General features: G+C 45.9%; 21 protein-coding genes. 7 read left to right on the forward strand and 14 right to left on the reverse strand.

Going from position 1 to position 18,151, the window contains the following annotated elements:
- Nucleotides 1–84: 84 nt before the first annotated feature.
- Nucleotides 85–1,533, reverse strand: coding sequence for a UvrD-helicase domain-containing protein (locus ACZMB2_RS05590; protein ID WP_487595905.1), 1,449 nt, complete (start codon nucleotides 1,531–1,533; stop codon nucleotides 85–87).
- 109 nt (nucleotides 1,534–1,642) lie between these two features.
- Nucleotides 1,643–2,275, reverse strand: coding sequence for a DUF3786 domain-containing protein (locus tag ACZMB2_RS05595; RefSeq protein WP_487595906.1), 633 nt, complete (start codon nucleotides 2,273–2,275; stop codon nucleotides 1,643–1,645).
- Nucleotides 2,276–2,502: 227 nt separating this feature from the next.
- Here ACZMB2_RS05595 and ACZMB2_RS05600 point away from each other — a divergent pair, with 227 nt between their 5' ends.
- From ACZMB2_RS05600 to ACZMB2_RS05625, 6 genes are all read left to right on the forward strand, one after another.
- A complete protein-coding gene (locus tag ACZMB2_RS05600; RefSeq protein WP_487595907.1) occupies nucleotides 2,503–3,087 on the forward strand; it encodes a manganese efflux pump MntP in 585 nt (194 codons plus the stop codon).
- 30 nt (nucleotides 3,088–3,117) lie between these two features.
- Nucleotides 3,118–4,467 (forward strand): hypothetical protein, encoded by a 1,350-nt coding sequence (locus ACZMB2_RS05605; protein ID WP_487595908.1) that lies wholly within the window; start codon nucleotides 3,118–3,120, stop codon nucleotides 4,465–4,467.
- A 23-nt stretch (nucleotides 4,468–4,490) separates the two neighbouring features.
- On the forward strand, nucleotides 4,491–5,489 hold the full coding sequence (locus ACZMB2_RS05610; RefSeq protein ID WP_487595909.1) for a U32 family peptidase: 999 nt from the start codon (nucleotides 4,491–4,493) through the stop codon (nucleotides 5,487–5,489).
- Nucleotides 5,490–5,717: 228 nt separating this feature from the next.
- Entirely contained in the window at nucleotides 5,718–6,167 is a 450-nt protein-coding gene (locus ACZMB2_RS05615; protein ID WP_487595910.1) for an Hsp20/alpha crystallin family protein, read from the forward strand.
- An 81-nt stretch (nucleotides 6,168–6,248) separates the two neighbouring features.
- Entirely contained in the window at nucleotides 6,249–6,701 is a 453-nt protein-coding gene (locus ACZMB2_RS05620) for an Hsp20/alpha crystallin family protein (protein ID WP_487595911.1), read from the forward strand.
- An 81-nt stretch (nucleotides 6,702–6,782) separates the two neighbouring features.
- Nucleotides 6,783–7,235, forward strand: coding sequence for an Hsp20/alpha crystallin family protein (locus tag ACZMB2_RS05625; protein WP_487595912.1), 453 nt, complete (start codon nucleotides 6,783–6,785; stop codon nucleotides 7,233–7,235).
- 36 nt (nucleotides 7,236–7,271) lie between these two features.
- On the opposite strand, the gene ACZMB2_RS05630 is transcribed toward ACZMB2_RS05625, so the two are convergent.
- From ACZMB2_RS05630 to ACZMB2_RS05640, 3 genes are read right to left on the reverse strand one after another with little or no spacing between them, the layout of a single operon-like run.
- Complete coding sequence (locus tag ACZMB2_RS05630) at nucleotides 7,272–8,273, reverse strand: ribokinase (protein ID WP_487595913.1); 1,002 nt, start codon at nucleotides 8,271–8,273, stop codon at nucleotides 7,272–7,274.
- Nucleotides 8,274–8,327: 54 nt separating this feature from the next.
- Nucleotides 8,328–8,630 carry a type II toxin-antitoxin system RelE/ParE family toxin gene (locus ACZMB2_RS05635; RefSeq protein WP_487595914.1) on the reverse strand — a complete coding sequence of 101 codons (303 nt, stop codon included), beginning with the start codon at nucleotides 8,628–8,630 and terminating at the stop codon, nucleotides 8,328–8,330.
- Nucleotides 8,623–8,886, reverse strand: coding sequence for a type II toxin-antitoxin system prevent-host-death family antitoxin (locus ACZMB2_RS05640; RefSeq protein WP_487595915.1), 264 nt, complete (start codon nucleotides 8,884–8,886; stop codon nucleotides 8,623–8,625). Before ACZMB2_RS05640 ends, ACZMB2_RS05635 begins: the two co-directional genes overlap by 8 nt.
- A 153-nt stretch (nucleotides 8,887–9,039) precedes the next feature.
- Between ACZMB2_RS05640 and pfkB the strand changes: the two genes are divergently transcribed.
- Complete coding sequence (gene pfkB / locus ACZMB2_RS05645; RefSeq protein ID WP_487595916.1) at nucleotides 9,040–9,948, forward strand: 1-phosphofructokinase; 909 nt, start codon at nucleotides 9,040–9,042, stop codon at nucleotides 9,946–9,948.
- Between the two features lie 28 nt (nucleotides 9,949–9,976).
- Here pfkB and fabZ read toward each other — a convergent pair whose 3' ends face one another.
- From fabZ to ACZMB2_RS05690, 9 genes are all read right to left on the reverse strand, one after another.
- Nucleotides 9,977–10,402, reverse strand: coding sequence for a 3-hydroxyacyl-ACP dehydratase FabZ (gene fabZ / locus ACZMB2_RS05650; protein ID WP_118771525.1), 426 nt, complete (start codon nucleotides 10,400–10,402; stop codon nucleotides 9,977–9,979).
- A 44-nt stretch (nucleotides 10,403–10,446) separates the two neighbouring features.
- Nucleotides 10,447–11,682, reverse strand: coding sequence for a beta-ketoacyl-ACP synthase II (gene fabF / locus ACZMB2_RS05655; protein WP_487595917.1), 1,236 nt, complete (start codon nucleotides 11,680–11,682; stop codon nucleotides 10,447–10,449).
- Nucleotides 11,682–12,422, reverse strand: a complete 741-nt coding sequence (fabG, locus tag ACZMB2_RS05660; RefSeq protein WP_487595918.1) for a 3-oxoacyl-[acyl-carrier-protein] reductase — start codon at nucleotides 12,420–12,422, stop codon at nucleotides 11,682–11,684. The genes fabF and fabG overlap by 1 nt, the downstream gene beginning before the upstream one ends.
- A 2-nt stretch (nucleotides 12,423–12,424) precedes the next feature.
- Nucleotides 12,425–13,351 (reverse strand): ACP S-malonyltransferase, encoded by a 927-nt coding sequence (gene fabD / locus ACZMB2_RS05665; protein ID WP_308459669.1) that lies wholly within the window; start codon nucleotides 13,349–13,351, stop codon nucleotides 12,425–12,427.
- Nucleotides 13,352–13,608: 257 nt separating this feature from the next.
- Complete coding sequence (gene fabK, locus ACZMB2_RS05670; RefSeq protein WP_487595919.1) at nucleotides 13,609–14,529, reverse strand: enoyl-[acyl-carrier-protein] reductase FabK; 921 nt, start codon at nucleotides 14,527–14,529, stop codon at nucleotides 13,609–13,611.
- Between the two features lie 19 nt (nucleotides 14,530–14,548).
- Nucleotides 14,549–14,782 (reverse strand): acyl carrier protein, encoded by a 234-nt coding sequence (gene acpP, locus ACZMB2_RS05675; RefSeq protein WP_118771520.1) that lies wholly within the window; start codon nucleotides 14,780–14,782, stop codon nucleotides 14,549–14,551.
- 124 nt (nucleotides 14,783–14,906) lie between these two features.
- Nucleotides 14,907–15,833, reverse strand: a complete 927-nt coding sequence (locus ACZMB2_RS05680; protein ID WP_487595920.1) for a beta-ketoacyl-ACP synthase III — start codon at nucleotides 15,831–15,833, stop codon at nucleotides 14,907–14,909.
- Between the two features lie 128 nt (nucleotides 15,834–15,961).
- Nucleotides 15,962–17,371: a peptidoglycan DD-metalloendopeptidase family protein gene (locus tag ACZMB2_RS05685; protein WP_487595921.1), complete on the reverse strand. Its 1,410-nt coding sequence runs from the start codon at nucleotides 17,369–17,371 to the stop codon at nucleotides 15,962–15,964.
- A gap of 5 nt (nucleotides 17,372–17,376) precedes the next feature.
- Complete coding sequence (locus ACZMB2_RS05690; RefSeq protein WP_487595922.1) at nucleotides 17,377–17,994, reverse strand: flavin reductase family protein; 618 nt, start codon at nucleotides 17,992–17,994, stop codon at nucleotides 17,377–17,379.
- Nucleotides 17,995–18,151 lie beyond the last annotated feature (157 nt).

Below are 18,151 nucleotides of genomic sequence, written 5' to 3' on the forward strand. Positions count from 1 at the left end.
TATTTACGTTGGGTTCGTGACATTGAGAGTTCCTCCTTATTCTCTTTTATTATACATGAATTCCTTGAGAATAAGGTGTCAACTTTATTTATACAACATCATTTCAAACAATTCAATGATACCATCAAGCAACGAATTGCCCTCGGCGACAACTTGTGTCCACAGTTCTTTTGAGGATTTCGGAGCTAAGACAACGGATGCGGCTTCCAATTTTTCTTTCAAGGAATTAAGTAAATTGCCCTCCAGTTTCTCATAAGCATAGCACTCAATCATTATGGTCTTATATTCACGATGCATAGAACGTTTCCATTCCATAGAGGCACGGTAGGCTTCCGTCGCACTTATTCCCTTCGTAGCTTTGAAATAAGGCGGGACTTCTCCTTTTCGGTTGATTCCAAAATACTCAATATAAATTTGGTAATCGGGTAGATAAAAATCGGGATGATATTGACCATACTCGCTGGTGCGTGTGTCAATTTCATATGGATACTCATAAACGTACTGTATGCCATTTTGCATCAGAAAATTGGCAATATCCATTTCTCCGTAGCTTTTCACCGTTTCATTATTAACGGTGGTCGGCGGATTCAATTTCAGATATTCATCATATTCTTTCTGCGTTTTGAACTCAAATTCTGATTTTGCCACCACACGATTATACAGCAGATACAAAATCAGCAAATTGAGATATGTATCGGACTGCATATTCAGCAAAAGCTGCTCCTTAACAAATTTTCGTAAACTGATTTGCGTGATTTTCGGCATTATACCATTAACTTGCGAAATAATATTCAACCCAAGTTTGTGAAATGTCGATGCCGCAATACTGTGTCCAGTCTCAGCAGAAATACGTTCACTCATCTCCGATGCAGAAGCATTTGTGAATGATAGCACTAAAATATCCTGCGGCAAACATTTACCCGTTTTAAGCAGATACTTGATTTTGCCGACAACGGTTGTTGTTTTTCCTGTTCCGGCACCGGCTATTACCAAGTGGTTATGCGCTTCTTTGACAATACAGGTCATCTGCTGTTGATCAAGTTTTCGCCCCTCAACGTCACCAATAAGATCATACGCCGCTTGTACTTTCATGCTCGCAACTCGCTCGTTATGTTGAAGAATTTGATGTGACATAGAACGAACAACATCAACCAATTCAAGTTGCTTTTCGGATAGTAGTTTATATTTAGCAGCCTTTTTCAGTTGTAGAATTTTATGCTCTTCGGAATCAGCTAATATTCCACTATTCCTGATTCTCCACTCGGTTTCGGTGTGTGGATCGATAAACACTTGCGGTGCGGAAAATATTGATTTGGCATCGTGCAGAGCATCATCTATACGAGAAATCAAATCATTACAAGCATTGTTTCGTTCTTGAACTTTCTTTTGATGCTGATCAACGATATTTTGAATAAATCCCATATTTCCTCCTAATTCCTTGGTCAAGCGTACAACCTCGCATATAGTGCCAATATCACAATCAAGATATTCGCAAATACGCAAATGCACCGCACATAATTTCTGTATTTCCATGAAGTCTCGGACTTCCATCAAATACTACAATTTTCATTGCTATCCCCTCTATCATTTACTCCGCTTTATTATACTGTGAGTTGACCGAAAATCAACTCGCCATTCTGTATCAAACCGCTACCTGTAAAATCTCTGCCAGCCGGTCCAGCAGATCTCCCTGCAGATAATACGTCGTCTCAAAATTTAAAAATTTCATAGTCTGACTGTCCCAGAGAATCCGGATCTGCGGAGCAAATTCATCATCTCCCTCCCAGAACTGAAGAAGCACCGGGAAGAACGGAAAAGCCGGAATCTGCGCTGTCACATCCGCACCGGCAAGCCTAGCTTTCACCTCGCCGCCCATGATCTTACAGGCTGCTTTCAATTCTTCCACTTTTCCATTAAATGCATCTGCATACTTCTGTGCAAAAAGATTGGCATCCGGACTCGACCCCGCTGCCGCAAAATTTCCGATCAATTTCCAGTCACCGGTAAGCGCCGGGATTTCCTGTTCCGTTCCGTGACAGAGCATATCATAGATGGTCATGACAATGGTATATTCTCGGCACTCCACATAGCCATTCTCCACTTTTCCTTCCACGGCTGCTGTCTTCCGGTCAATCCGATAGTCCGTATCCAGATACCGGATATATAAATAAGACTCATCGATTGATAAGTGAAATTTCGCCGCCAGTTTTTCCGGATCATATTTCAGGAAATACTGTCTGCCGATATCTACCTGTTTTTCATAATTGGAAGTCATCTTTTTTCCTCCGTCATCCACCTGATTTCTTCTTTTATCTTACACAACTTTCCTTTTCCTGTAAATCATGGGATTCCACATTGACAGATCATTTTTCTAATGATAAACTATCATCAATAAAAATCCCATGAAGAGCATGGAGTTTGTTCATTTTGGAATCATATACCCAAGTATAGTCGTTCGTCTGTACTTGGGTTTTTTAATGCTTACACAGGAGGAAGTCGAAAGTGGAATGGAATCTATTATTTTTCTTTAACAGCATATTGCTTGGTGTGGGACTGGCCATGGATGCCTTTTCCGTATCTCTTGCCAATGGACTCAATGAACCTCACATGCGGGCAAAAAAAATGTGTATTATTGCAGGTACCTTCGGATTTTTCCAGGCATTTATGCCTATGGCCGGCTGGTTCTGTGTTCACACGATCGTAGAGTACTTCAAGGCATTTGAAAAATTCATTCCATGGATTGCCCTCTTCCTGCTGCTTTATATCGGCGGTAAGATGGTATGGGAAGGACTGTACGGTGAGGAGGAAGCAGAAGAAGTGGTCCGCCTTGGAGCTGCCGGCCTTCTGATGCAGGGAATTGCCACCTCCATCGATGCGTTATCTGTCGGATTTACCATTGCTGATTATGGTTTTGTCATGGCTTTCGTCTGTTCCCTGATCGTTGCTGCCACTACCTTTTGCATCAGCTATTCCGGTCTGATCATCGGCAAAAAATTTGGAACCCGATTTGCAGACAGAGCAACTGTTTTCGGCGGTGTGATTCTGGTTTTCATTGGACTTGAAATCTTCATCACCGGGATCTTCTGATCCGGAAACATCTAATACAGGAGTAATCTCATGACCCTTATACCGCCGGAACTTTTTGGAGTTCCTATGATTCCTTTTGGACTCCTCAGCGCATTTGTAAATAAAAAAGAGATACGCATTACAGAATTTTCTGAAACAGGGTTCCGGTTTCGTACCGCAAAACCATGTTCCGCCCCGGTGAATATCCGCCTTGCTTTCTGGCAGATGGAACTTTCTTCCTATCAAGAAGTATCCCTTTCTGTCACCTCCTTTTCCTTCGAGCAGCGATATGATTATTTTTATGAATATACTGTACTCACAAAAGATCCCGTCTATCGCTCTGCTGTAAATGCATTGTTGGGCTGGTATGGATCTTATGTCAACCTGAAGTTGACCGAAGACGACAGCGAGCTTTCCATGGCGCTCACCGGATATCCGGCGGAACAGGAGAACATACACTTCGAAACCTTCGCTGCTCAAAAACAGGCATGGTTTCAGAAACCGGATGATCTGCCGGATTTTTCATTTCTGAATACAGATACTCCGGAACTGTCGATCGAACTGGACCGTCCGGAACTTTACACTTCTTATCTGAATATGAATTTTTCAGACTGGCTCTCCCAATATTGGGCATCTAACCATCTATCTTGGCATCCATTGTCCCGGCTGCAGCTGACTCGCCTTTATATTGGAAATCAGTTCTGTCATCTGCTGTTCCCGAAAGAAGATGTCCTGTTTGCGCTTATGGACAAGGCCTGGGCAGATGGATTGGCAATGACCCTTTCCTTTTCTTATTTGCGGGAGTTTATGCTGAAACCAATTCAGCAGCTGCTCGAAACATTAAATTTCTGGTGCCAGAAACACCAGACGACCGTGGAAATTGTCGTCAATGACTGGGCTATGGCAGACCTTCTGACAGACTTTCCACAGCTGCACCCTATTCTTGGAGTACTTATCAACAAACGCCGGAAAGATCCACGTCTTTCTTATAAGAAAGGGGAACTTTCCGCCCTCTCCGAAAACAGCATAAATGCAGATTTTTATCGAAATTTTCTTGCCGAAACCTGCAGGATCACACGGTATGAATGGGAATCCTGTGGTTATCTTCCGGAACTGCCGGAAGGAAAGCACAGCCTTCATCTGCCCTTTTACCAGACCAACACCTCCCAGTACTGTCCACTCTATGCCCGCTGCAAAAGAGGCAGTCGCGGCGCACAGACACTCCCAAAGGACTGCCCCCACTGGTGCAGGGAATATGCCTTTCTCTATCCGGCTCACCTTCACATGCTCGGACGATATAATTCCCTGTTTGCACTGGATACCGGGATTCTTCAGTCGCCGGAACTGCTTGGTGGATGGCTACGAGAAGGCGTTGACCGTCTGGTTGTCAATCTTCTGTAATTTTATTTTAATGGAGAATCTTTATGAAACTGACTGTTGGACTTGGATCTGTCGATGAATATATTCGTTTTAGCGAAGCGGGTGCCGATGAATTCTTCTGCGGGTATGTTCCTTATTCCTGGACGCAGAAATACGACACCATGATGCCTCTTAACAGGAGGGAAGTACTCTGCTCCAATGTACAGCTGGGTGCTTTCTCCGAGCTGGAAATCCTGGCATCCATGATACGGGACTATCAGCGTCCGGTTCATCTGACCTTCAACTCTCTTTTCTATCTGCCGGAGCAGTATCCAGAGATCGCTAAGATCATGAAAGCCTGTATGTGCCTTGGATTTCAGAGTTATATTATTGCCGACCCGGCGCTCATTCTGTATCTTCGGGAACATAACATTGACTGTGAGATTCATTTAAGCGGCGAAACCGGGGAAGTCAACAGCCGAATGGTCGATTTTTTCCAGCAATTTTCTTTAAAAAGAGTAATTTTTCATCGAAAGAACAGCTTTGACGATATGAAAGCAGTCATCAACGCAGAAAAATCCCATGGCGGTCTGCGGTCCAGGACAGAATTTGAGGCATTCATCCTCAATGAAATGTGCCAGTTTACCGGTGCCTTCTGTAATTCTCTCCACTGCGATGAGCTTGGACACCTGTGCCGGATTCCCTACTGGCTGGAGCCTTTAAGGGAATCTTGTGATGACTCATCTCTCAGACAGCTTCGGCCGTCAGTGCCTGCTGCTTCGTCGCAAACAGATGTGCCGAACGATTCTGATCTTCCGGATGGCTATCTCTGCGGTGCTACCGGATGCGGACTCTGCGCCCTTTACCGGCTCCGGGAAATCGGCATTACTCACCTGAAACTGGTAGGCCGCGGCAATTATACAGACTTTATGGAACAAGATATCCGCATGCTCCGGCAAGCACTGGCGATACTGGAAACAAGCGCTTCTGAAAAAGACTTTCAGCTGAATATGCGGGAGCAGCTTTTTCCACAAGGCTGCAGCTCCCACTGCTATTACCTTTAACCTCATCTATTTTCTTTTGGCAGGACGAATTTCGCCCTGCTTTTTTTCTGTTTTTTAAAGTTCACAGAAAGTTCACAAAAAATTAGCACTCACCTCTTGACAGTGCTAATAATGCGTGCTATAGTACAACTAGAACAAAGGAAAGGGAAACAAAAAGATAAGGTTCCTGATTCAGAGTTCCAGATAATGACAAATAAATATGAGGTTGACTGAAAGGAGAAATGACTTATGTTGATGCCTAGTATTTTTAATGATAACGTATTTGATGATTTCTTTGATTTTCCGTTTTACGACGACAGAGCTGAGAAAAAGCTTTATGGTCATCACGCAGCTAATCTGATGAAGACCGATATTCAGGAACATGAAGATGGTTACACTCTGGAGATGGATCTTCCGGGATTCAAGAAAGAGGAAATTCAGATTGAACTGAACAATGGTTATATGACCATCAGCGCAGCCAAAGGTCTGGATGAAGATGAGAAGGACAAGAAATCCGGTAAATACATCCGCCGTGAACGTTATACCGGTTCCTGCCAGCGTAGTTTCTATGTTGGTGAAGATGTGACCGAAGAGGATATCAAAGCTGAATTTAAGCATGGTATCCTGAAGCTCTTCATTCCGAAGAAAGAAGCAAAACCTGCTGTTGAGCAGAAGAAATATGTTTCCATTGAAGGATAACTGACTCTCCCGGCGGGAAACCGCCGGGAAGTGACTTTAAACATTTTGAATATAGATTTTATTTTTAAGGAGAGATGACTTATGTTGATGCCGAGCATTTTTAATACAAACTTATTTGATGATTTCTTTGATTTTCCGTTCTATGATGATACGAAAGCTGAGAAAAAGCTTTATGGTCATCACGCAGCTAATCTGATGAAGACCGATATTCAGGAACATGAAGATGGTTACACTCTGGAAATGGACCTTCCGGGATTCAAGAAAGAGGAAATCAAGGTGGAGCTGAATAACGGTTACATGACCATCAGCGCAGCCAAGGGTCTGGATGAGGATGAGAAAGATAAGAAATCCGGTAAATACATCCGCCGTGAACGTTATACCGGTTCCTGCCAACGTAGCTTCTATGTTGGTGAAGATGTGACCGAAGAGGATATCAAGGCCGAATTTAAACATGGTATCCTGAAACTCTTCGTTCCGAAGAAAGAAGCAAAACCTGCTGTTGAGCAGAAGAAATATGTTTCCATTGAAGGATAACTGACTCTCCCGGCGGGAAACCGCCGGGAAGTAACTTTAAACATTTTGAATATAAATTTTATTTTTAAGGAGAGATGACTTATGTTGATGCCGAGCATTTTTAATACGAATTTATTTGATGATTTCTTTGATTTTCCGTTCTATGATGATACGAAAGCTGAGAAAAAGCTTTATGGTCACCATGCAGCTAATCTGATGAAGACCGATATTCAGGAACACGATGATGGTTATACTCTGGAGATGGACCTTCCGGGATTCAAGAAAGAGGAAATCAAGGTGGAGCTGAATAACGGTTACATGACCATCAGCGCAGCCAAGGGTCTGGATGAGGATGAGAAAGATAAGAAATCCGGTAAATACATCCGCCGTGAACGTTATACCGGTTCCTGCCAACGTAGCTTCTATGTTGGTGAAGATGTGACCGAAGAGGATATCAAGGCCGAATTTAAACATGGTATCCTGAAACTCTTCGTTCCGAAGAAAGAAGCAAAACCTGCTGTTGAGCAGAAAAAATACGTTTCTATCGAAGGATAACAGAACACAGGAGGGGACTGAAAAGTCCCCTCTTTTTTATTTGCTCAGCTTATTCGCTAATTCCAGTTCACCCCGTTCTTTCATAAGTGCAAGCACTTGCTCCATAGTCGGCAGAGACGGCATTGCACCCATTCCACATACCGTAATGGCTGCTGTATAAGCTGCCATGCGAAGCGCCTCTTCCTCGGAAAGTCCTCCGGCCACACCGGTACAGAAAGCAGCAACAAAAGAATCTCCCGCTGCTGTCGGATCTTTTACGTTCGGCATATGAACACAGGGAACCTGAATTTTGTATTCCCCATCACATAAGATGGCTCCGTTGCTTCCCAGGGTAATCATCAGTTTTCCAATTCCCTTTGCACGCAGATTTTGAACCACTGCATCAAGATCTTTCGGATCCACACCGTGAGCATCTGCTTTTAAAGGAAGTCCACTTAATAATGCGGCCTCATGCTCATTCGGAGACGCATAGGCAATGCAGGAAAGAAGATCATCGTCTAATACAGCAGCCGGGGCCGGATTGAGCATTACCGGGACTTTGGCTCCATGTGCCATCTTTGCTGCTGCCTTGATCGTATCCATCCGAAGTTCTAGCTGCAGCATCAGCAGGTCATAACTGCTGATGCTCTCCTTTAACCAGGTCAGATCTTCCGGATCCAGATCATAGTTACTTCCCGGCACAACCAGAATCCGATTCTGTACCCCATCTTCCCTTACTTCCAGCTGAATATGTCCGACACCGCTGAAGTTTTTATGACTGATTTTCACATGAGATACATCAATTCCTGCCTGCTTCAGGACATCCAACATCTCCTGTCCAAATGCATCCGTTCCTACACAGCCAACCATAGTAACATCTGCGCCCAGTCTCGCACACTGCAATGCCTGATTAGCTCCTTTTCCACCAGGGGCCGTCTGAAAAGAAGTTCCAATTACGGTTTCTCCCAATTTAGGTACTCTTGGCGCGGAAGCAATTAAATCCATCATAAAGCTTCCTATTACCAAAATTTTTGCTCTTTTCTTCATAGATTCTACCATTCCTGTTCTAACGATGTCCTGTTGCACAAGATCTTAGCTTAAAATCGCCTGATTCTAAACATCACGCCCCTGATATTGAATCGTTACAACATAAACCCGCTTTTTATTTTCATCAATCTTATAGATAGCAATATAATTGTCTATCACTAATTGTTTATATCCTTTTCCTGCATATCTTCCCATCACACGGTCCTGATGGGCTTCTGGAAATATTTCTAATTTTTTTAATGCTGTCCAGATCCTGTCCGTCTGACCTCTTGCATTCTCAGGTGACAATTTATCAAGTGCAATGTAAGCATAAATATCATCAATATCCCGAAAAGCCTTTGGATATAACATTACTTCATATTTATCCATGGTATTTCTTATTCAGCCTTTCCATCGCACTGTCCAATGCTATCGGTTCCGCACCATCGTTCACTTCTGCCTCTGCTTCAAAAATAGCCTGATCAATCTTATTGATCTGGGCAAAACGTTCGTATAATTCTGCACTCATCACAACAAGATCACTGTATCCGTTTTTGGTTATAAAAATAGGTTCCTGTTTTTTATGAGCTAATTCTGATATTTCACTGGTATTTCTCAAATCCCTAATCGGCATAATTGTCGGCATAATAAATACCTCCTTTCTGTGTGACATTATTATAGCATTATTATGACTCACAACAAAGTTATTTTTTCTGAAATTTTTCTAAATATATCCCTTTTCCTTCCCATTCATGATATAATTTCTCTGTTTGAGAAAATTTTAACGGAGGTCGGCATCATGATTTATACTGTGACATTCAATCCCTCTCTTGATTATATTGTATCCGTAAAGGATTTTAAGCTCTGGAATACGAACCGGACAGACACGGAACTGATGCTCCCCGGCGGCAAGGGACTCAACGTATCCACGGTTCTGAAAAATCTCGGTATGGACAGCACTGCCCTTGGATTTACCGCAGGTTTTGTCGGCGATGAGATTCTCCGCCGAATTGAAACGATTGGATTTAAAAGTGATTTTATTAAGCTGGAAAAAGGATGTTCCCGCATCAACCTGAAGTTAAAGAACTATGACGGAACAGAAATCAACGGACAGGGACCGGTCATTGAACCCACTCATATAGAAGCTCTCTTGCAGAAGCTTGATCAGCTGCAGGAAGGAGATATTCTCATCCTGGCTGGAAGTATTCCCACTTCTATGCCTGCATCCACTTATGAAGATATTCTGGCACGGCTGCAGGATCGGAAAATCCTGACAGTTGTAGATGCCACTAAGGATCTGCTCACCAATGTGCTGAAATATCATCCCTTCCTGATCAAACCGAATAATCATGAACTGGGAGAACTTTTCTGTCTGGAATTTAATACCCATGAGGAAGTTATCCCTTATGCGAAGGAACTGCAGAAGCAGGGGGCACGAAACGTTCTGGTTTCCATGGGCGGAAAAGGTGCCGCTCTCGTAGCAGAAAATGGAGAAGTCTATACTTCTGACGCCGTAAAGGGCCGACTGGTCAACGCTGTCGGTGCCGGTGATTCCATGGTCGCAGGCTTTCTCACCGGCTGGCTGGAACAGCATGATTATGCACATGCCTTCCGCATGGCCCTTGCCGCAGGCAGCGCCAGTGCCTTTTCTGAACTACTGGCTACCAAAGACGAAATTATGGAGATCTATGATCAATTGCAGGTATAAAAAAAAGGAGGCACATTGCCTCCTTTTTTTAACCTACCGCAAATGTCATCTCTGCGCAAGCGGCCAATTTTCCATCTACCGTCGCCTTTGCGGTACCCACACCGATGGGTCCTTTCTGCTTCACAATTTCCAGTTCCAGTGTCAGCACGTCACCCGGAACGACTTTCCGTTTGAATTTCGCTTTATCGATCCCACCGAAATAAACCGTCTTCCCTTTATTTTCCGGCTGGCTTAAGATTGCCACTGCACCGGTCTGGGCCAGAGCTTCCAGAATCAGGACACCTGGCATAACCGGTTCCTGGGGAAAATGTCCGTTAAAGAACGGCTCATTATAAGTCACACATTTCTTGCCTACCGCTCTTTTTCCCGGTTCCAGTTCCTCGATCCGGTCGATCAGCAGAAACGGCTGCCGATGAGGAATGATTTCCATGATTTCTTTAATATCCATTACCATATGTATACTTCCTTTCTGTCCGGAGCCGCTTCGCCGCTTTTTTCTTACTCCGCGTATTTCTTAATCAGAATACTTGCATTGTGTCCGCCAAAGCCAAGAGAGTTGGACAATGCATACTCCAGATCCATCTCCACACCGTGACCCTGTACATAATCAAGATCCAGTTCCTCGTCTGGATGTTCCAGACCTCTGGTTACATGGACAAAGCTTTCTTCCATCTCTTTCACACAGGTGATGAACTCAACCGCACCTGCTGCACCCAGAAGATGTCCGATCATAGATTTGGTAGAGTTGATCTTCATCTCTTTTGCGTGCTCGCCGAAGGCCAGCTTGATGGCACGGGTCTCGAAAAGGTCATTATGATGGGTACTGGTTCCATGTGCATTGATGTACATAATATCTTCCATAGCGGTACCGGATTCCTCGACTGCCCATTTCATTGCGGTAGCAGCTCCCATTCCGTCCTCCGCCGGAGAAGTGATGTGGTAAGCATCACTGGTGGCACCATATCCGACTACTTCTGCCAGAATGTGTGCTCCTCTTGCCTTTGCGTGTTCCAGATCCTCCAGAATAACCACACCAGCGCCCTCGCCCATGACAAATCCATCGCGGTCTTTGTCAAAGGGAATGGAGCAACGCTCCGGATCCTCACTTCCGGACAGAGCAGTCAGTGCTGCGAATCCAGCTACACCGATGGGGCAGATACAGCTCTCGGTTCCGCCTGCCAGCATTACGTCTGCATCACCGGTCTGGATGCTTCTGTAAGCCTCACCAATAGAATGCGTTCCGGTTGCACAGGCAGTTACTACGTTAAGACTCTTACCTTTCAGGCCATAAGCGATGGAAACATTTCCTGCTGCCATATTGGAAATCATCATGGGCACCATCAACGGATTCACACGATTCGGTCCTTTTTCTACCAGTTTGGTATACTCTTTTTCCACTACCTGAAGACTTCCGATACCGGAACCGATAGAGCATCCTACACGATATGGGTCTTCTTTGCTCATATCAAGTCCTGCCTGTTCCATGGCCTCTTTTGCTGCTGCCACTGCATATTGGGAAAACGGCTCCATTCTCTTTGCTGCCTTAAAATCCATGTATTCTTTTGCAACAAATCCTTTGACTTCTGCTGCCACATGCGCTTTATACTCAGAAGCGTCAAATTTGGAAATGGTGGTAAATCCATGATTTCCTGCTTTAATGTTATCAAAATACTCTTTTACATTCAATCCCATGGGAGTGATGGCTCCCATACCGGTTACTACTACTCTTCTCATCAGATCGCCATACCTCCGTCTACGCTGATAATCTGTCCTGTTATATATGCTGCCTTTTCAGATGCCAGATAAGCTGCCATATTGGCAATGTCTTCCGGCTTTCCGAAACGTCCCAGCGGAATCTGCTTCGTCGCTGCCTCTTTTACCTCATCAGAGAGCACCTGGGTCATCTCCGTATCCACGAAGCCCGGCGCAATGCCATTGACCGTGATACCGCGGCTTGCCAGCTCTCTTGCCATGGTCTTGGTAAGACCGATGATGCCCGCCTTGGATGCTGCATAATTTGCCTGGCCTGCATTTCCAAGAATACCGGATACGGAGGTAATATTGATGATCCGTCCTGCACGCTGCTTGAGCATCTGACGGCTTACTGCCTTAATCGTGTTAAAGCATCCCTTTAAGTTCGCATCAATGACCGCATCAAAATCTTCCTCTGACATTTTCATAATCAGATTGTCGCGGGTAATACCTGCGTTATTCACCAGGATGTCAAGACTTCCATATCGTTTGATCACATCCTTGATCATGGCATCCACGTCTGCGGTATTTGCCACATTACACTGATAAGCCTCACTGTCTTTTCCCAGCGCTTTAATCTCGTCTACCACAGCCTCTGCCTTCTGTGCAGAGCCATTGTAATTTACAATCACAGTCGCTCCATCTGCAGCCAGTGCCAGTGCAATGGCTCTTCCAATTCCTTTTGCAGCTCCGGTTACCAGAGCAATCTTTCCTTCCAGCATGCTTACTCTCCTTTCAGCTCTGCCATGGCTTTCTCAAAATCAGCCATATTTTCAATGTTCAGGGTCTTCACACTGCGGTCGATCTTTCTCATAAATCCGGATAAAGTCTTGCCAGGTCCGATCTCCACAAAGGTATCCACACCATCTGCAATCATCCGTTCTACTGACTGCTGCCACCGAACGCTGGAGGATACCTGCAGACGAAGAAGTTCTTTTACTCCTGCGGGGGAGGTCACATAATCTGCGGTCACATTGGTAATATACGGAGTAGAGAACGCATGAAGCTCTACCTCTTTCAGTGCTTCGCCAAGTTTCTCACCTGCTCCGGTCAGCATTTTGGAGTGGAACGGTCCGCTGACTTTCAACGCAACCGTTCTCTTGGCACCTGCTTCTTTCAGGCTTTCTGCCGCACGGGCTACCGCTGCCTCTTCTCCTGTGATAACGATCTGTCCCGGACAGTTGTAATTTGCAATAGAGACGATACCTTCTGTCTTCTCACATACCTCTTCAATGACAGCTGCGTCAAGTCCCAGCACTGCCGTCATGGCTCCACCGGTGGGAACCGCTTCCTGCATGTAAATACCTCTCTTACGGACTACGGAAAATGCATCTTTTTCACTCATAACTCCAGACGCAATCAGCGCACCATACTCACCAAGGCTCAATCCGGCATTAACAGAAGAGGTCACTCCCTGTTCCTCAACCGCTTTTAAAATCGCTGCCTCTGCGGTGAGCATGCAGATCTGGGTGTATTCTGTCTGATTCAGACGCTCGTCTTCCTCAAAGCAAAGTGCCGGAATGTCCAGGCCTGATGCCTCCGATGCATCCTCAAATACTTTACGGCTCACCGGAAATGTATCATAAAAATCTTTTGCCATTCCCGTATACTGGGCTCCCTGCCCCGGGAACATAAATGCAATTTTAGACATTGTATTCTCCTTTATATAGTTTGAATTTCAAAGTATATATTTAAAAAAACAGAACCACGGAAATGTTCCAGCGGCTCTGTTCTCACAAATCTGCCTGCCGCAGATTGCAAACTATTCAGAGCCATGCACATGCCCATAAATATACGACTCATGTTTACATGAAGGCGTATATTTTGGTGCATGTATATGGCGAGAAGCCATACATGAGCAAAAGAAAAGCCTCGCAGAGGCGATTTTGCGAATGTGGCTCTGAATAGTTATTTCAGCAATTTCTCTGCCTGAGTCAGAATCTCATCCACGATCTCCTGACAACTCTGGCGTTTCGTGATCATACCTGCAATCTGTCCTGCCAGTACGGAACCATTATCCACATCACCTTCCACAACTGCCTTGCGAAGGCCTCCCAGAGTCAGATTTTCCAGCTGTTCAAAGGATGCTCCCTCTGCTTCCAGCTTCAGGTATTCACGGGTCATCTTGTTTCTTAAGCCCCGCACCGGATGTCCGTGGCTTCTTCCCGTCACCTCGGAATCAATGTCTTTGGCTTTCAGGATACGCTGTTTGTAATTCTCATGGATCTGACATTCATCAGCTACGCAGAAGCGGGTTCCGATCTGAACAGCCTCAGCCCCCAGCATGAAAGCTGCTGCCATACCTCTGCCGTCTGCAATGCCGCCTGCGGCAATGACCGGAACAGATACTGCGTCAACCACCTGCGGAACCAGCGTCATGGTCGTTGCCTGTCCGATATGTCCGCCTGACTCGGTACCCTCTGCAACCACCGCATCTGCACCGCAGCGCTCCATACGTTTTGCGAGAGCTACGGAAGCGACAACCGGGATGACTTTGATATTGGCAGCTTTCCACTGTTCCATATATTGCTCCGGGCTTCCTGCACCAGTAGTAACGGCTGAAACCTTTTCCTCTACCACTACCTGGGCAATATCTGCCGCATAGGGGCTCATGAGCATGATGTTCACACCGAAAGGCTTATCTGTCATCTCTTTTGCTTCCCTGATATAATTCCGAACTACCTCTGCCGGTGCATTAGCTGCACCGATGATTCCGAAGCCGCCTGCATTGGAGACCGCTGCTGCCAGATGAGACTCTGCCACCCAGGCCATACCGCCCTGAATAATCGGTTTCTCCACTCCTAAAAGTTCTGTAACTCTCGTCTTCATACTTCGCTCGCCTCTTTGCTTATGCTTCTACGCCTTTGGATTTCAGATAATCCATAACAGCGCCTACGGTTGTGATTTTCTCAAGATCCTCAGACGGAATCTCAACACCGTACTCCTCTTCCAGAGCCATTACCAGCTCAAACAGGTCCAGGGAATCAGCTCCCAGGTCATCTTTGAAAGAAGTAGCCTCAGTAATCTCTGCTGCGTCTACGTTTAACTGCTCTGCGATCATCTCTTTAATTTTTTCTAACATGGTGTTTCTTCTCCTTTTATTATCCATTCATTGTCCCCACCTGGGCGGGATATTTTTGTATCTGCCTTAATTACTTTGACATTCAAAGTATATCTGCGTCGTGCCTGTTTGTCAAGGGGATTTTTTACCACTCGATGACACATGCGCCCCAGGTCAGTCCTGCACCGAATCCGGACAGTACCACTTTGTTTCCTCTGTGAAATCTTCCCTGTTCATCAAGCTGCGCCATCAGAATCGGCAGACTGGCTGCGGATGTATTGCCGCATTCATTCATGTTCATAGGGAATTTCTCTTCCGGCTGCTTTAATCGCTTCGCTACAGACTGAAGGATTCTCACATTTGCCTGATGCAGCAAGAACAGATCTACATCATCTGCCTTCATACCCGCTTTTTCCAGGGCATCTTCCACGCACAGTGGAACGGTCCTTACTGCAAACTTAAAGACTTCCTGTCCATTCATCTGCAGGTATCCGCCCTTCGGGCAGGAAAGCACTTCCCATTTCTCACCATTACTTCCTACAGACTGAGAAAGGATTCCGCCTTCTTCCGATGCCGTCAGAAATGCAGCACCTGCCCCGTCTCCAAAAAGCACGCAGGTCCCGCGGTCTGTCCAGTCCACAATCTTCGACAGGCTCTCCGCCCCGATGACCAGTGCATTTTTATAAATACCGCTCTTGAAAAATGCATCTGCCACATGAAGCCCGTACAGAAAGCCGGAGCATGCCGCATTTATATCAAATGCCACCGCATGGTCTGCACCGATCTGCGCCTGTACTTTGCAGGCCGTACTCGGTGTATCCGTATCTCCGGTAATCGTGGCCACAATGACAAGCTCTACCTCGGATGCGTCCACACCTGCTTTCCGAAGAGCTTTTCTGGCTGCTTTTGCTGCCATGGACGTCGTAGTCTCTTCTTTTGCCAGATGTCTGGCACAGATTCCGGTTCTTTCTCTGATCCATTCATCACTGGTATCTACCAGCGTGGCAAGATAATCATTATCTGCCCTGAATGCCGGCAGTTCATAGCCGGTTCCCATTATTTTTGCATTCATTCTATGCCTCTCAATTATTTTGATTATCAAACTATTTCCTGCAAAGAATAACAGGGAATGGAATATTTGTCAAGTGCGAAACAAAAAACACCGGCCGGGAAGATTTCTTTCCCGGTCAGTGTCGTCATTTACTGCAAATATTTCAACGGATTCACCTGTGAACCATTCACAATAATCTCAAAATGGACATGGGGACCCGTACTGCGGCCCGTATTGCCGCTCAGGGCGATTTTCTGACCCTGGTCCACTTTCTGTCCGGCAGATACCAGAATCTTGCTCAGATGACCGTAGCGGGTCTGTTTGCCGTCCGGATGGCGGATGGTGATACAGTTTCCGTATTCTCCGGACCAGCCTGCGCTGACGACGGTACCGCCGCAGGAGGCTCTGACTGCCGTTCCCTTCGGTACTGCCCAGTCGATTCCCTTGTGCATACGTCCCCAACGCCATTTGAATGTAGAAGTCAGGGTTCCGCCGGTGATCGGTTTGATGTACGTCGGGGGCGTCTGGGTTCCTTTCTCGATAATCTCCGGTACCGGTTCCGTAATAACATTCTCTGACACCATCTCCCGGCTGGTCTCCGTGCCGTTCTTGGAGGTGGTAAGCACCGTTACCTCATGATGACCCGGAACCGCCTCCTGCCGAACCACCTGCTGGGTAGTATACCAGCTGTCATTCTCTATGTACTGCGTCTCCGCATCATAATCCTCTTCATAGGTAGACTGTTCTGTAGTCAGAACAGAAAGCTCCGGCTCCGGCACACTGATGACGATCTCGTCACCCAGATGAAGGGTCGCATCCCTCGTAAGACCCGGGTTCAATGCCAGCACCTCATCCACATAATAACCGCGGCTGTTGGCAATGACAGACAGAGTGTCTCCCGCCTGTACCTCATAAGTCTGATTTTTTTCCGTTTCCTTGGTCACCGCTTCGATAGCATCCTGCAGCGGTGTCACCTGATCTGCATCTACGTACGCTTCGCAGATTTCCACTTTTTCTGCAAAATTCAAAGCTTTTAAACCGTCTCCATCCGGAATCTCTTCTTTCGGGGCTACTTCCACCGTAAATGCATTCAGTTCCCGGCTGGTATCTGATACTACCTCAACCTCAAACATGCCGTCTGGATCATAAGGCTTAAGCGCCGCAGCGAGAAGTTCTTTGACTTCATCCATATTGGCAAGATAAGCCGTGAATTCATTGACCTTGACCAGATCATATTTTTGCTTTGCTGTCTTAATCTTCTCCTGAAGAAGATCGTAAATAACAGTTTCCAGTTCTTCTTCTTTCAGCGTTGTCCCAAAAAGGCGGGACACCTGTTGAAAACTGCAGTCTACATTCGCCAGTACCAGGCCATCCACTTCCCGGCCAATCCGCGCTCTGGCATCCAGAAATGCCTGATCCACAATGGTCGGATCTGCCACTGCACCGATAACCTCTCCATCCAGCAATACTTCGCAGTAAGTCGTCTCATTGCCTAACGTATTTCCCAGAATCGGCACAAAACACAACATCATCAGACAGGTAAAAACTGCCCATTCCACATAGATTATTTCGAATTTTTTCCCGAATAATTTTTTCTTCTTTTTCTTCCGCATGTATCCTTTTTCTTTCTGACTGAATATCCGAAGGTTCCGACGCGTTCACCAAGGCCATAATATTCTCCATGAGAATAAGCCACCAACCCGGACTGGTTCAGTTCAAATTTTCCGTTTTCGTTCATATACCGGTCATCGATGGTCACGTTGGTCACTTCCGCCAGAAAAAGATCGTGGCTGCCAAGGGGCTTTACCTCCGTCACCTTACACTCAATATTCACCGGGCTCTCCCCAATACCAGGGGACTGTATGGTCTGTGACGGCTGTTCCGTCAAATGCATTTCCTGAAATTTGTCTACGTCCCGGCCGGAACGGACCCCGCAAAAATCTGCTGCCCGCACCAGATCCTTCGTTACCAGATTAATGACAAATTCTCCGGTCTCCTTAAGAATGTCATAAGAATACCGCTCTTTCCTGACAGAAATCGATACCATGGCCGGTGAAGAGCATACCGTTCCCGCCCATGCAATCGTGATAATATTCGGTTTCTCTCCCGGCCGCTGACAGCTCACCATCACTGCCGGTACCGGATACAGCATATTTCCCGGTCTCCAGGATTCCTTTGCCATAATCTGCTCCTTCTATATTCCTGCCCCGCAGGGCATTTTCCCTTAAAAATCTGCAACAGTTCTATTTTACGCACTAATGGTCGGTTTGACAAGGAAAAACACCGGATTTTCACGTTATTTTCAAAAAAAATGACACCTCCATGGGGAGATGTCATTT

It is taken from the genome of Hominiventricola sp. (assembly GCF_057604405.1).

What these genes read in the sequence shown, in the direction of transcription:
- ACZMB2_RS05590 (WP_487595905.1), bottom strand. Translation starts at nt 1,533, where the DNA reads ATGGAAATACAGAAATTATGTGCGGTGCATTTGCGTATTTGCGAATAT.
- ACZMB2_RS05595 (WP_487595906.1), bottom strand. Translation starts at nt 2,275, where the DNA reads ATGACTTCCAATTATGAAAAACAGGTAGATATCGGCAGACAGTATTTC.
- ACZMB2_RS05605 (WP_487595908.1), top strand. Translation starts at nt 3,118, where the DNA reads ATGACCCTTATACCGCCGGAACTTTTTGGAGTTCCTATGATTCCTTTT.
- ACZMB2_RS05610 (WP_487595909.1), top strand. Translation starts at nt 4,491, where the DNA reads ATGAAACTGACTGTTGGACTTGGATCTGTCGATGAATATATTCGTTTT.
- ACZMB2_RS05615 (WP_487595910.1), top strand. Translation starts at nt 5,718, where the DNA reads ATGTTGATGCCTAGTATTTTTAATGATAACGTATTTGATGATTTCTTT.
- ACZMB2_RS05620 (WP_487595911.1), top strand. Translation starts at nt 6,249, where the DNA reads ATGTTGATGCCGAGCATTTTTAATACAAACTTATTTGATGATTTCTTT.
- ACZMB2_RS05625 (WP_487595912.1), top strand. Translation starts at nt 6,783, where the DNA reads ATGTTGATGCCGAGCATTTTTAATACGAATTTATTTGATGATTTCTTT.
- ACZMB2_RS05630 (WP_487595913.1), bottom strand. Translation starts at nt 8,273, where the DNA reads ATGGTAGAATCTATGAAGAAAAGAGCAAAAATTTTGGTAATAGGAAGC.
- ACZMB2_RS05635 (WP_487595914.1), bottom strand. Translation starts at nt 8,630, where the DNA reads ATGGATAAATATGAAGTAATGTTATATCCAAAGGCTTTTCGGGATATT.
- ACZMB2_RS05640 (WP_487595915.1), bottom strand. Translation starts at nt 8,886, where the DNA reads ATGCCGACAATTATGCCGATTAGGGATTTGAGAAATACCAGTGAAATA.
- pfkB (WP_487595916.1), top strand. Translation starts at nt 9,040, where the DNA reads ATGATTTATACTGTGACATTCAATCCCTCTCTTGATTATATTGTATCC.
- fabZ (WP_118771525.1), bottom strand. Translation starts at nt 10,402, where the DNA reads ATGGTAATGGATATTAAAGAAATCATGGAAATCATTCCTCATCGGCAG.
- fabF (WP_487595917.1), bottom strand. Translation starts at nt 11,682, where the DNA reads ATGAGAAGAGTAGTAGTAACCGGTATGGGAGCCATCACTCCCATGGGA.
- fabG (WP_487595918.1), bottom strand. Translation starts at nt 12,422, where the DNA reads ATGCTGGAAGGAAAGATTGCTCTGGTAACCGGAGCTGCAAAAGGAATT.
- fabD (WP_308459669.1), bottom strand. Translation starts at nt 13,351, where the DNA reads ATGTCTAAAATTGCATTTATGTTCCCGGGGCAGGGAGCCCAGTATACG.
- fabK (WP_487595919.1), bottom strand. Translation starts at nt 14,529, where the DNA reads ATGAAGACGAGAGTTACAGAACTTTTAGGAGTGGAGAAACCGATTATT.
- acpP (WP_118771520.1), bottom strand. Translation starts at nt 14,782, where the DNA reads ATGTTAGAAAAAATTAAAGAGATGATCGCAGAGCAGTTAAACGTAGAC.
- ACZMB2_RS05680 (WP_487595920.1), bottom strand. Translation starts at nt 15,833, where the DNA reads ATGAATGCAAAAATAATGGGAACCGGCTATGAACTGCCGGCATTCAGG.
- ACZMB2_RS05690 (WP_487595922.1), bottom strand. Translation starts at nt 17,994, where the DNA reads ATGGCAAAGGAATCCTGGAGACCGGGAAATATGCTGTATCCGGTACCG.